This is a genomic window from Ruegeria sp. BG7 (assembly GCF_056535685.1).
In genome coordinates this window covers 536,457-549,894 of the sequence record NZ_JBQFIU010000002.1, presented here as the reverse complement: position 1 = coordinate 549,894, position 13,438 = coordinate 536,457, and the positions used below count along the sequence as shown (strand labels likewise).

Genomic DNA, 13,438 nt, shown 5'->3' with positions numbered 1-13,438 from the left:
GAGAGACCAAACATGTTCAAACACCTAATTGCCGCCGCGACGCTTGCCGCGATGACAGCGCCCGCAGCGTTTGCCGCTGATCTGGAAGGTCGCGTGCTCAAGATCGGGACGGACGCGACCTATCCGCCGATGGAAACCGTGGATGAAACAACCGGTGAGATTGTGGGCTTTGACGTTGACGTCATGAACGCCATTTGCGAGCGCGTGAACTGCGTTCCAAACTTCGTCAACACGGCGTGGGATGGCATCTTTGCAGCCCTTCAGCAAGGCGAGTTCGATCTGGTGATTTCGGGCGTCTCAATCACGCCGGAGCGGGAAGAAACAATGGATTTCTCCGAGCCATACATCGTTGTCAGCCAGGCGATCCTGCTTCAGGTCGACAACGAGGACATGACGTTGGACGATTTCAAGGCGGGTGGTCAGAAGCTTGCCGCACAAACCGGAACGACCAATGCGCAACTGGCCGAAGAATTGGTGGGCCGTGAGAATGTCAGCCTGTATGACAACTTCTCGGCGGCCATTCTAGCGCTGCAAAACGCAGACGTTCAGGGTGTGATTATCGATGGCACATCTGCATCCGCATACGAGCAGGAATTTGCTGGCGAACTGACGGTCGGGATAACCGGTCTGCAGTCCGACCCGCTGGGTATTGTTTTTCAGGAAGGCGACCCAACCGTCGACGCAATCAACACTGGCCTCGCCGCCATCAAGGAAGACGGCACGCTGGACAAGCTGATGGCCCAATACTGGGGCACCAACTGATCCTCTGAACACCTACAGCCCCGGCGGAGTTTATTCGCCGGGGTTTTGACTTAGCGGAGAACCCCATGTCGCGCCTGAGCTCGATCCGCCCGAGCAACCTTGTGTTGCTCGCTGCCGCGCCGTTCATCATTTACCTGTTTGCCACCTCATCCAAGTATTTGCGATCTCTGGTTGCCATCCTGGGGATCGGCAACAATGCGGGGCCTATCTTTGTCGGGTTTTTGCTGATCCTGACAACGGCGACCCTGGGCTATCTCTGCGCCCGCCACTCTCGTTTCCAGTTGCAGGCGCCAGCCTGGTTGCGTGTCTCAGCAATAGCGGCATTTCCGGTTGCGGTCGGGCTGTCGATCCTTTCCTTTGTTGCGCCTCAGATTCTTTTACCTTTCGCCGAGTCAGTGTTTTTTCATGCACTTAACGAAAACACTTCAACTTTGATTGACCGATCCAGCCAGACCTGGGTTCTGTTCCCCGAAGTGGTAAATCAGGTCCAGACAGGTTTACAGATTTTGCTGGCGATCTACGCGGTTGTCGTCGCGCTGTGCTTTGTGTCGGGTCGTCTGGCCAATCCATTGCGCAGTTTCGTGCAAATTGGGTTTGAGGTTCTGACCGGAGCTTCTTTGTTCTACCTGATGTTCATGGCCCATTGGCAATTCGCCACCGGGGTTGCGATCACGTTCCGCGCAGCGATCTTTGCTTATATCTTCGCCGCTATCCTTGGGCTTATCTGGGTTGGGCTACAGTCATTCAAACCCAAAGCGCGCACAACGATGGTCTATGGTGCGATAAGCTTGGGTCTTTTGGGCGTTTCGACCTTCTTCTTCATGCAGCCACAGGTGAATTATGTCCTTGTTGGCAGCACGGACGCCCGCATTGCCATTGTGCGCGGCACCCCGCAGGCGCAGGCAGACATTATCCGTTTCGGTGAATTCGAAGGTGGCGGAGAACAAAATTATCGCATTCGCAGCGCCACAGACGCAGCGGCGGCGCTTGAGCAAATAGAAACCCTTGACAGCGTGTCGGGGGCATTTGTCCCGGTTGAGGCGCATACTCAGGGTTATCCTGTGCTCTGGCAAACCAGCTTTTTGCCGGACAAGTTTCGCAATCCGGCGCTGGCTTTTGCAGTTTTTGGCTTTCTGCTTTTAACGCTGACCATAGGCGGAGCGCAGCATAAATTGCACCCGCTTGCCGTCGGGGCCGAGTTCTTTGTGGATACCATCCGGGGCATCCCGATGCTGGTGATCATTCTCTACATAGGTTTGCCGCTGGCCGGTGCGGTCAAGGACGCCACAGGGGGCGGCATAGACATGACGAATATGACACGCGGGATCATCGCCATCTCGGTGGGTTATTCCGCCTATATGGCCGAGATCTTCCGATCTGGAATCGAGGCGATCCCTAAAGGACAGTTGGAAGCGGGCAGTTCTCTGGGGCTGTCTCGGTGGCAAACTGCACGGCTGATCGTCCTGCCACAGGCATTGCGGATTGTGACACCGCCTTTGGGTAACGAATTCATTGCGATGATCAAGGACACCTCTTTGCTGTCGATCCTTTCGGTCCGGGACATGACCCAGAGAATGCGAGAGTTTCAAGCCGCCAGTTTCCTGCCGTTCGCCCCATTTAACACAGCGGCCATCCTTTACGTCGTGATTACATTGGGATGCGCCAGCTTCTTGAAGTGGATCGAGCGGCGCACCGCAAAGGACGATAGATGAGCAAGCTGGAACTGGGGGTTTGCTATTACCCCGAGCAATGGGATCCATCCCAATGGCGTGACGACGCCAAACGCATGGTCGAGATGGGGTTGGATTGGGTGCGGATCGCCGAATTCACCTGGGGTCTGATCGAACCCGCGCGCGGGCAATTCCGTTGGGATTGGTTGGATGAGGTGGTCGAAATTTTGGGGGATGCCGGGCTGAAGGTCATGATGTCGACCCCCACGGCCGCCCCGCCAAAGTGGCTGATCGACGAGCACCCCGAAATTCTGCCAGTCGGGCCGGACGGTCGGGTCAGAGGATATGGCGCGCGCAGGCATTACTGCTTTTCCAGCGAAATCTATTTGTCCGAAGCCCAACGGATCGCAACCGAATATGCCCGCAGGTATGGAACAAACCCTCAGGTCCACGCCTGGCAGATCGATAATGAATACAATGACCACGGTACGGTGCTTAGCTATTCAGAAGCGGCACGCATCGGATTTCGGCGCTGGCTGGAACAGCAATACGGAACTATCGACGTGTTGAATCAGACATGGGGAACAGTGTTTTGGGGATCGCTTTATTCTACGTTTGAGCAAATCGAGCTGCCAATCGGCTTGGTTGCTGCCCCGAACCCGACGCAAGCGCTGGACTTCATGCGGTATTCTTCAGACAGGGTACGTCTGTTCAACAAAGCGCAAGTCGACGTTCTGCGGAAATACGCTCCGGGCCGCGAGATCACGCACAACTTCATGGCCGGCAGTTTCGAGTTTGACCACCATGCCGTCGCTGCAGATTTGGATGTTGTCGGATTCGACAGCTATCCGTTGGGGAACCTGATGGGCTCAACCTTATCCGATGACGAAAAGCGTCGTTATCTGCGAACAGGTGCTCCAGATTATCAGGGCTTTCATTGCGATCTGTATCGCAGTCAGGGACGTGGCCGGATGTGGATTCTGGAGCAGCAACCGGGGCCGGTGGATTGGGCGGCTAAGAATCCTGCTCCGGCTGCGGGTATGGTGCGGCTTTGGACTTGGGCGGCTTATGCTCATGGGGCGCAAGCGGTTATGTTCTTTCGCTGGCGGCAAGCAAAACTTGCACAGGAACAATACCACACTGCCTTGCTGCGTTCAGATAACAGCCCGGATCAAGCCGCAACAGAACTGGCTCAGATCGTGAAAGATCGCAACGCGCTGCCCCCCGTTGAACGGTGCAAAGCCAAGGTGGCGATACTGCTGGACTATAGTTCGATCTGGGCGGCGGACATCCTGCCACATGATGAGGACTTTCCGAACGCGCATATTTTCCGAGAATGGTATGCGGGCTTGCGCCAGCTTGGCGCAGACGTCGATTTCCTCGGGCCGGAAGATGACTTGGATGGCTACGCGCTGATCCTTCTTCCTCAGAGCATGATTGTCAGTGCAAACCTTGCCGCCAGAATTTCTGATTCGGGTGCGAAACTGGTGATCGGGGCGCGGTCCGGCAGCAAAACGCCTTGGATGCATACCCCAGAAAACCTCGCACCCGGTGCTTTGGCCGCGCTGACCGGAGTTCGTGTGACCCGTGTCGAGTCTCTTCCACATTTGGCGCAAGAGACTGTGCAACTGGCCGACGGTCAACGGTTTGCTTTCTGTGGATGGCGCGAGATTGTCGAGACCAAGGAATACGTTCTTGCCCGCTTTGACAGCGCCTATTGCGACGGAAGCCCCGCGGTCGTTCGATCAGACCGGGCGATCTATTTGGCCATGATCCCTCGCGACAGATTGCTTTTGTCCATTTTGCGACAGGCAATGGAATGGGCTGGCATAAGCACTTTGGAATGCGATCCTGACATTCGTATGACCCGACGTGGTAACTTGCAATTTGCGTTCAATTTTGGGGACGTTCCGAAACACTTGCCCGATGGAGAGCACCGCACATTTTTGTTGGGCGCTGACCCAGTAGGCGCCAGGGATTTGGCTGTTTGGCAAGAAGATGTGACACCAAAAAGAACAATCTGAACGTGTTCTTGTAAGGAACTGGACTTAAGATTTCTAAAAACTGTCACTTTTGGACTGCCGTACTGACACGGAAAGTCCTATAAACAAAAAATAAAAACAAAACAGTCCATCAATGGGAGAATTCTAATGGCTGATAAATCGACTCTTTCCAGACGCTCGGTGCTAAAAAGCGCGGGCGCAGCTGCTTTGGCGGCACCGCTGTACAGCAAGAGCGCGCTGGCGTCTTCGGGTGAGATTAACATTCTGATGTGGTCGGACTATCTTCCACCCAGCTTTATCGAAGAGTTTCAGACCCTGACCGGCATCAAAGTTAACTACACCGGCATCGGTTCGAACGAAGAAATCATCAACAAGATGAAGGCCACCAAGGGCCAGGGCTTTGACATTGTCTCGCCCACCAACAACCGCTCTTTGCAGTGGGAACCTTTGGAGCTGCTGCAACCCTTTGACATGAACAAGGTTCCGATTGATCTGGTGAACCCGGCAATGGCCAAGATCGGTACTGACGCTTGGAACTTCGGCGGATCAGGCGCGCATTGGCTGCCGCATATCTGGGGCACAGAAGGCATCGCGTATCGCACCGATTTGTGGCTGCCGGAAGGTGATGCGCCGTCTTATGGCGATGTCTGGTCGGAAGAAAACGCGGGCAAGACAATGGGTCGCGCGCATTCGATGATGCTGGGTGCGGGTCTGTTCATGGAGCGTTCTGGCGAAATGGAGCCGGGCTCGGTCTGGGCTGCGTATGGTGACGAAGACACAATGCGCAAGGTCTGGGGTCAGATCACTGACTGGTGCATCGCGCGGAAGGATCGTATCAAATTGATCTGGAATGACGCCGATACGCAGAAGAACGGTCTGCTGAACGAAGGTGTGATCGTTGGCCAAACTTGGGACGGCCCGCCACTGGCGCTGAAGTCCGCCGGCGAGCCAGTGCACTACCAGGCGCCTGTCGAAGGTGCGATGGCCTGGGTTGACGGTATGTCGATTCCAACAGGTGCTGCGAATATCGATCAGATCTACGCATTCATTGACTTTGCCTATCAGGCGAAACCTGCTGGTGTTGCTATCGACAGCCACGGCTACAACTCGCCGGTTCTGGGTGCCGATCAATATTCGGGCGACACTTACAAGAAGAACTTTGCCGAAGCCTATCCGGGGGACTCGCTGGCCAACCTCAACCCGTGGCCGGCCGAAGCGCCTTGGTATGCTGAAACACGGACCGAGTTCGTCAACAAGTTCAAAAGCGCTTAACCGCTTAGAAAAACGGCCCTCCGCAAACCGCGGGGGGCCACAATCTGCGCGCCGTCCCGGCGTGACGGAAAGCAATGTGGTGTGACGACAATGCGCGCCTCAGGGAGATACCTAAAATGAGTGCAGGGGTCGGCGTCGATCTTGAAAACCTGTGGATCCGCTTTGGTGATTTCGTCGCTGTGCGGGACGCGAATGTGAACATCAACGGGGGCGATTTCTTTTCGTTTCTCGGGCCATCGGGCTGTGGCAAAACGACGATCCTGCGCGCCGTTTCAGGTTTTCTGGAGCCCAGTGAAGGCAAAGTGCTGATCGGCGGCAATGACATGCGTGGCATCGGCCCTAACAAGCGACCCACGGCGTTGATCTTTCAGAACCTGGCGTTGTTTCCGCTGATGAAAGTGTGGGAAAACATTACTTTTTCGATGGAAATTAAAGGCGCCAGTGCAGCCGAACGTCGTAAGCGAGCCGATGAGCTTCTGGACATGATCGCGCTGCCGGGACAGGGCGACAAACTGCCCAGCGAACTGTCCGGTGGCCAACGCCAACGTGTGGCCATTGCTCGTGCGCTCTGCGCTGAGCCTGATGTTTTGCTGTTAGATGAGCCGCTGTCGGCACTGGACCTGAAACTGCGTCAGCACATGCGGACCGAGCTGCGTGAGATTCAGCAGCGCGTGGGCATCACCTTTATCTACATCACCCACGATCAGGGTGAGGCGCTCACCATGTCGGACAACATCGCGGTCATGCGTGCAGGCGTGATTGATCAGATTGCGGATGGCAAAACTATTTACAACGACCCGAACACCGCGTTTGCCGCCTCTTTTGTTGGCGAAAACAACGTATTCCGCGGTAAAATTAAACAAGTCATGGGAAATGAGGCGCTGATTGCGACCAACCGATCGGGCGAACTGGTGGCGCGCATTTCAACAGCCAATCAGGGCAAGATGAAAGAAGGCGACGACGCAATGATGTTCGTGCGCCCAGAAGCCTTTACCATCGCTCCGGATGGCAGCACCGGGGACCATTTCGTGACCGCCCGGGTTAAGCACGAGGAGTTCGAAGGAAACGTCTTCAATATCTTCACCGAAGGCGATGGTGGCAAAGAGATCAAAGTGTCTCTGCCAAACCTCGGACAGTCCTTTGAAGACCACACCGGCCAGACTATCACGCTGGAATACGAGACCCGCAATGCGGTTCTGGTGCCAGCGGGTGAACTGGCCGCAGAGTAGGGGTGTAGCAGATGCCCCAGTTTCTAAAAGAATTCTTCAACCGCAATGGCACGGGCATGGGGTTGGCGATCTTGGGTCTGGTTCTGTTTTGGACCATCGGCCTGATTATCCTACCGCAGCTATCGATGCTGGACTTTTCGTTCCGTCCGAACCTTCCGCCGCCCGAGATCGGCGGCCCCAAGGACGTCTATACGCTTGAGAACTACAAGTATCTGATTTACGGCCCGGAAGGTGGCAGTCAGGACTACAACACAGTCGATCTGAGGGTGTTTTTCCGCACCCTTGTCGCAGCAGTTTGTGTGACGATCTTCAACCTGATTATCTGCTATCCAATCGCCTATTACCTTGGGCAATCCGAAGGCAGCCATATCCGCATCTTTGCGATCATGCTGATCATCCCCTACTGGATCAACGAAATCCTGCGGGCTTTTGCCCTGCGGATCATCTTTGGTGAAACCGGAGTGCTGAACACGTTGTTCATGGGCTTGGGAATCTGGGATACACCGTTTGATTTTATCCGAAACGACATCGCGCTCTATGCCGGTCTGGGTTACGCCTATATCCTTCTGATGGTCTTCCCGATGTATAACGTCATAGAAAGTCTCGATAAAAACCAGATCGAGGCCGCCCGTGACCTGGGTGCGCCGTGGTGGCGGATTCACTGGCGTGTGGTCATTCCTTATGCGAAGCCGGGGATCAGTTCAGGCTGTACCATGGTTTTCATGCTCAGTGCCGGTGCGCTGGCCGCACCTCAGATTCTGGGCGGACCGTCGTCGCTTTGGTTCACGCAGCTGATTTATCAGCAGTTCAACGACAACAATGACTGGCCTCAGGGTGCCGCCTACGCCATCGTTCTGTTGGTGACGTGTATCCTGTTCGTGCTGGCAGTCATGCGCCTGTTCAAGGTGAACATGGGGGATATCGGGAAATGAACAATTCCTTCCTCCGTATAAGCGTCTGGGCATATCTGGCGATCTTCTTCCTGTATCTGCTGGGACCGCTTGTGATCATGTCGATCACCGCGTTCAACTCATCCGGTTTCCCAAGGATGAGCCCATGGGAATGCCTGACCTTCCAGTGGTTTGGTGAGTTGTTTCAGGACCAACGTATCCTGAACGGCATCAAGAACTCGGTGATTGTCGGTCTGGGGACAGTGATCCTGTCGGTAGCAATGGGACTGGCGGGCGCGTTGATGCTGACGCAGATCTGGCCCAAGCTGCGCGCGACCTACTATACTATCGTCATTGCGCCAATCCTGATCCCCGGTGTGGTTCTGGGTATCTCGACTCTGGTGTTCTGGGACCGGATCAACCGGATGCTGGGGTTGGGTGCAGATAGCTTTCTGTCGAACGGTATCTTCCTGACGGTGATCGGCCAGTCCACCTTTATCGCAAGCTATTGCATGCTGGTGCTGGTGGCGCGATTGCAGCGCTACGATATTGCCCTGACCGAAGCAGCATTGGACCTTGGGGCCAGCCACGCACAGGCGTTCCGCAAGATTTTGCTGCCGTTCATGCGCCCGGCGATTGCCTCGGCGGCGGTGCTGGCATTCCTCGCTTCGTTCGAGAACTACAACACCACCACCTTTACGTTTGGTGAATACCCGACGTTGACAATCGAGCTGGCCCAAAAAGTTCGCTATGGTATCACACCCGCGATTTCAGCGCTGGCGTTCATTATTGTGGCATTAACGGTGTTCTTTGCTTTGCTGAATGAAGCGAAACTCAAGCGTCAGGAACTGGTGGCAGCGGCGCGCAAGAACGCAACGGTTGAGGAACTGGCAGGCAAGATCAAATTGCCCAGCTTCTTTGCTGGAAACGCAGCTGCGGTTCTGGTGGTTGTTTTTGCGATTGCAACGATCACGGTTGTCGGCACCGCAACGGCCTACGACCCTGGTCAGTGCATTGCTGACGTACGCGAGCAGAAACAGCTGGAGGCCGAACAGCGCATTCAGCAACTGCGCGAGCAACGCGAAGAGCGCCGCAAGCAGCGCGAAGCCGAAGAAGCCGAACAGGGCGGGGCACAGTCCACGCCGAAGCCGTCGAACAACAGTGGCTTTGGAAACGTGTTTGCCCCCAACTCTCTGGGCGGAGACGAAAGCGAAAGCGACGATGGTTCGTCCGAGGCCGACCCGGCCCCATCGAACAACAGCGGGTTCGGCAACGTCTTCGACCCCAACAGCCTGCAAAACGACGACTAACTTTGCCGGTTGATAGCCAAGGCATCCGCCCGGATCAGGATCAACCCTGTCCGGGCGGATTGCGTTTCAGGATGGCGACATCGCAGCCTTGAACAGTTTGCCCATTCCAGATCACCGGGTTTGCGTTGTAGTTGATCAGAAACACATGATCAGCTGTCTCGCGCATCCTCAGGCCTTGAGGCATGGCCTGCACGCTCAACCCTGTGTGCCTTGCCGCCATCGCAATGACCCGATCCCAAAGCTGTTCGTCAGGAAACCCCGCCAGATACCAAACCCTGTTTTCCCCTTTGAGCGCGGCTGCCCCATCTTCGAAATTCAGCATGTCCGTGGCGGAACCTGACAGTCGATCAACCCAGTGCAACGCCGCGCCACCGCCGTTAACAGGTCGCTCAACCGTCGGAGGAAGCGTTTCGACCAGATCGACGTCACAGTCCAATGCACTCAATCCGGGGCGGCCATTCTCGGGAATTTGGAAATCGCCCGTTATGGCACCACTTCGGGGGCCAAGGATGGCGAGTTTACATGCCGATTGCAGACGGCTCTCCAAATCCTGACCAAGCGTCGCCAGACCCGGCGCAAGGATCAGATCGTATTTTCCTGAGAGGTCATGAGTAGATACGAAATCCACCGACATCCCCACGCGGCGCAGCGCGCGATAGGCCGAGAGGACCAATCGAAAGTAATCAAACCCGGCCCCCTGCGGCTGAGTGGCCCATGCCCAGTCCGATGCATAGTCGAACACGATAGCCACCTTGGCTTGCTCTTGCCGCACTTCACCCAATTCTGACAGTGCATCTGCGGTTTGGCGGGCTTCGGTCAAAGCAGGCGCGGGGCGGTTATTCGGCGTCAACAAGCCTGCGTGCATCTGCTCTTGCGCGAAGGGGGCTTGTCGCCAACGAAAATAGCTCACCACTTCAGCGCCATGAGCAACGGCCTCAAGAGACCACAGCCGTACCATTCCGGGAAGGGGCGCCGGGTTATAAGGCGCCCAGTTTACGGGACCGGGTTGCTGTTCCATCACCCACCAACGTCCGCGTCCGACGGCCCTGTAAAGGTCATGATGAAACGCCTGCATATCCGGATCGCCTTGCTGCAGAAAAGCGACCTTGTGCCCGTCGTCATCTTCCAGCCGATCCGACAAAAACCCAATTGGGTAACTGTCCCAGGTGGCGATATCCAAATCTGCGCCGACCTCGAAGTGATCGAAATCCAGAACGCGGCCCATGTAATTGTGCAGCAGCGGGACGTCGGTCAGCTGCCGCAAGACGTCAACCTGAGCCTTGTTGAACGCCACAACCTGATCCGAGCTGAACCGCCGGAACGCCAAAACGTGGGCCGGGTTCGGTTCGGTCACGGTTTGATTGGGCAGGTCGATCTCATCGAAGCTGGCGTATTCCATCGACCAAAACACATTGCCCCATGCAGTGTTGAGCGCTTCGATCGACCCGTATTGTTTCGCAAGCCATTGTCGGAACGCGTGCAGAGCAGGGGCACTGTAGCTGACCGTCGTGTCATGGCACCCATATTCGTTGTCGATCTGCCATGCGGCCACGTGTGGGTTGTGGCCATATCGCTCGCCCATGATACGGGCAATGCGTGAGCATTCATCGACATAGCCTTGATGGCTAAAGCAATAATGCCGCCGCGACCCAAACTTGCGTGGGTGCCCCTGTTCATCCACGGCAAGCATATCCGGGTGTTTATCCACCATCCAGCGGGGCGGTGTCGCCGTTGGCGTGCCCAGCACGACCTTCAAGCCAGCGGAACCAAGTGTTTCGATCGCACGGTCCAGCCAATCGAGTTGCAAATGTCCCGGCTGAGGTTCCATACGGCTCCATGCAAACTCACCGATCCGAACCCAGGTCAGGCCGGTGCCGATCATGCGTGCGGCGTCCTCCGCCCACATCGCTTCGGGCCAATGTTCGGGATAATAGCAAACGCCAAGTTCCGGCTTCATAAAATGACCCTGTGTTCTGCCCGACCCCGCCCGGCATTCAGCGCGGCAAAGGTCTTTCCGTTGTTTGGTTGCGCTTCGATTTCGTCAGCGCTCAACCCCTGACGTGCTGTTGTGCAGAAAAGGGTGCTCAGATCACTGCCGCCAAAAGCCGGGCAGGAAGTGTGCGCTGCGTCCATTGCCACAGCGCTTAGGAATTGTGCATCAGGAGTGTAGCACGCAACCCGGCTGGCACCCCATTGGGCAATCCAGACGTTGCCAGCGGCATCAACCACAGCACCGTCGGGGTTCAACCCTTCGGCCCGAAGGTCCAGAAAGACCGTATGATCCCCTTCAGGCCAACCGGTTTCCGCGTCCAGCTTCCAACGCCGAACCTGCCCTGTCACGGTATCGCAAAAATATGCAACCGACCGATCCGGAGCAAAACAGATTGCGTTTGAGATTGTCACATCCGCAACCAAACACCTCAACGCGCCTTTCCAGAACCGATAGATCGATCCTGCCCCGGGTTCGGCTTCCTTCCCCATCGTTCCGATCCAGAAGCCACCCCAAGGATCAGCGCGGCCATCATTTGAGCGGGTCACATGATTGTCTGCCTCCAATGGCGTGATCAGGCTGCGGTCCGTAGTGTTGAGGTCAAAACGCCAAAGCCCCGTTTCCGACGCCAGAACCAGCGTATCGCGGTCTACCCACCCGGCGGCCGAGACATGTTCATCAAATGCCCAGCTATGCGGTTCTTGCCCGTCACGGGTCATCAGGCGTTTGCCGATGATGTCAAACCAATACAACTGTTGCCGCTCGGGGTGCCACAAAGGGCCTTCGCCCAGTTCGCAGGGGCGATCATCGAAAACAGTGCTCATCCCGCCGCCTTGTCATAGGCGGCAACGATCTGGTGGGCGCGATCAGCGATCTCGGTCACGTCCATCCCAGGTTTATACAGCGCCGATCCGATCCCGAACCCATCCGCACCGGCCTTGATCCACTGATCGAAATTCTCAGGTCCCGCACCACCTACGGCAAAGACCAGCGCACCGTCAGGCAAAACCGGGCGTAATGCGGCCAGTCCGGCAGGGCCTGCCATCACTCCGGGAAACAGCTTCAATCCTGTGGCCCCGGCCTTAAGGGCCCCGAATGCTTCGGTCGGGGTGTAGATACCCGGCCAGCTTTGCAGCCCCAAGGCAACCGAACGTCCGATCACGTCAGCATCATAGTTTGGGGACACGATCAGTTTGCCCCCGGCAGCGGAAACAGCTTCAACCTGATCGACTGACATTACAGTGCCAGCGCCAATCAAAGCCTGATCCCCGAATGACCCGGCCAGAATGGCGATGCTGTCTAATGGGTTGGGCGAGTTGAGCGGTACTTCGATCCGGTCAATCCCTGCGTCAAGTATCGCGTGCCCAACGGCTTCGGCCTCTGACGGATTAAGCCCTCGAAGAATGGCGATGATGGGACGGCTCATGAATTCACCTTGTCTTTGGCCAGCGCAAGCCCTGCCAGCGTTGCCGCAGTGGCATTTTCAGTTTCGACAAACGCGCCCTGCAATTTCAGCGCAGTTGCATAAATCTGCGATACACCGTCGGCACCAATGACAGCCAATTGTTGCCCCAACCAATAGGGTCGGGTGGCGGCCAGCTCGGCACCGATCAGCAACCCCGAAAGCTGCGCGCGCGCGGTGCCTTTGTCCTGTCCTTGCAATAAGTCTGCGGCGCGTAGACCGAATAAGCGTGCTGCCAGTTGTTCGGGCTTGGACAGTGTATCTGCAACGGCGTCCACAAATGCCTTATTATCCCAACCTTCGCAAACCGAGTGCCGGAGCACCGATTGCCCTGACAACAGGTCGAACATCTCTCCCGTCATAAACGTCCGAAAGCTGACAACTTCGCCCGCGCTGACTTGAACCCATTTCGTATGGGTTCCAGGCAAGCAGATCACCCCATCCCAATTCTGACGAGTGGCAAGAAATCCTGCGATCTGCGTTTCTTCGCCCCGCATAACGTCCGGTGGTGTTACCTGTTTCAACCCTGGCACGACAAAAGCGCGGATGCGCCGATCAGTGTCTGGAACTTGAACCGGCGCACCAGGCAGAGGTTGGGTTGGAACAGCGCCATAAGGTGCTTCGACCCAGCCTTGCCGTGCTCCGACCATACCGCAGGCAATCACATCGATGCGTGTATCTGTAAGCCACGTTTCAATGAGATCCAGCAATGCCGCTTGAAATCCACCTTTGCCAACATGAGCCATACCAGCACCGGACTGCGCCTGATCCAGAACCTCAGTCCCCTGCATAGCCCAAGCCCGCAGATGAGAGGTGCCCCAATCAACAGCGATCCAATCTGCTTTCATCC

At 56.3% G+C, this 13,438-nt stretch carries 11 protein-coding genes; 7 read left to right on the top strand and 4 right to left on the bottom strand.

Annotation, left to right across the window (positions count from 1 at the left end):
* The first annotated feature begins 12 nt into the window (after positions 1 to 12).
* From ACR3EH_RS20305 to ACR3EH_RS20275, 7 genes are all read left to right on the top strand, one after another.
* Complete coding sequence (locus ACR3EH_RS20305; RefSeq protein ID WP_171185470.1) at positions 13 to 762, top strand: basic amino acid ABC transporter substrate-binding protein; 750 nt, start codon at positions 13 to 15, stop codon at positions 760 to 762.
* A gap of 65 nt (positions 763 to 827) precedes the next feature.
* Complete coding sequence (locus ACR3EH_RS20300; protein WP_171675970.1) at positions 828 to 2,474, top strand: amino acid ABC transporter permease; 1,647 nt, start codon at positions 828 to 830, stop codon at positions 2,472 to 2,474.
* Entirely contained in the window at positions 2,471 to 4,456 is a 1,986-nt protein-coding gene (locus tag ACR3EH_RS20295; protein ID WP_171675972.1) for a beta-galactosidase, read from the top strand. The genes ACR3EH_RS20300 and ACR3EH_RS20295 overlap by 4 nt, the downstream gene beginning before the upstream one ends.
* Before the next feature lie 126 nt (positions 4,457 to 4,582).
* Entirely contained in the window at positions 4,583 to 5,707 is a 1,125-nt protein-coding gene (locus tag ACR3EH_RS20290; RefSeq protein WP_171094786.1) for an extracellular solute-binding protein, read from the top strand.
* Between the two features lie 116 nt (positions 5,708 to 5,823).
* A complete protein-coding gene (locus ACR3EH_RS20285) occupies positions 5,824 to 6,936 on the top strand; it encodes an ABC transporter ATP-binding protein (RefSeq protein ID WP_171094784.1) in 1,113 nt (370 codons plus the stop codon).
* A gap of 11 nt (positions 6,937 to 6,947) precedes the next feature.
* Complete coding sequence (locus ACR3EH_RS20280; protein ID WP_171185474.1) at positions 6,948 to 7,868, top strand: ABC transporter permease; 921 nt, start codon at positions 6,948 to 6,950, stop codon at positions 7,866 to 7,868.
* On the top strand, positions 7,865 to 9,136 hold the full coding sequence (locus ACR3EH_RS20275; protein WP_171185476.1) for an ABC transporter permease: 1,272 nt from the start codon (positions 7,865 to 7,867) through the stop codon (positions 9,134 to 9,136). Before ACR3EH_RS20280 ends, ACR3EH_RS20275 begins: the two co-directional genes overlap by 4 nt.
* A 40-nt stretch (positions 9,137 to 9,176) precedes the next feature.
* On the opposite strand, the gene ACR3EH_RS20270 is transcribed toward ACR3EH_RS20275, so the two are convergent.
* Genes ACR3EH_RS20270 through ACR3EH_RS20255 form a run of 4 tightly spaced genes read right to left on the bottom strand, consistent with a single transcriptional unit; the run spans position 9,177 to position 13,436 of the window.
* Positions 9,177 to 11,093 carry a beta-galactosidase gene (locus ACR3EH_RS20270; RefSeq protein WP_171185478.1) on the bottom strand — a complete coding sequence of 639 codons (1,917 nt, stop codon included), beginning with the start codon at positions 11,091 to 11,093 and terminating at the stop codon, positions 9,177 to 9,179.
* The gene (locus ACR3EH_RS20265; RefSeq protein WP_171185480.1) at positions 11,090 to 11,950 is read right to left on the bottom strand and encodes an SMP-30/gluconolactonase/LRE family protein; all 861 of its coding nucleotides are present in this window, start codon (positions 11,948 to 11,950) and stop codon (positions 11,090 to 11,092) included. Before ACR3EH_RS20265 ends, ACR3EH_RS20270 begins: the two co-directional genes overlap by 4 nt.
* Positions 11,947 to 12,552, bottom strand: coding sequence for a 2-dehydro-3-deoxy-6-phosphogalactonate aldolase (locus ACR3EH_RS20260; protein ID WP_171185482.1), 606 nt, complete (start codon positions 12,550 to 12,552; stop codon positions 11,947 to 11,949). The genes ACR3EH_RS20265 and ACR3EH_RS20260 overlap by 4 nt, the downstream gene beginning before the upstream one ends.
* Complete coding sequence (locus ACR3EH_RS20255) at positions 12,549 to 13,436, bottom strand: 2-dehydro-3-deoxygalactonokinase (RefSeq protein WP_171185483.1); 888 nt, start codon at positions 13,434 to 13,436, stop codon at positions 12,549 to 12,551. The genes ACR3EH_RS20260 and ACR3EH_RS20255 overlap by 4 nt, the downstream gene beginning before the upstream one ends.
* Positions 13,437 to 13,438: the final 2 nt, after the last annotated feature.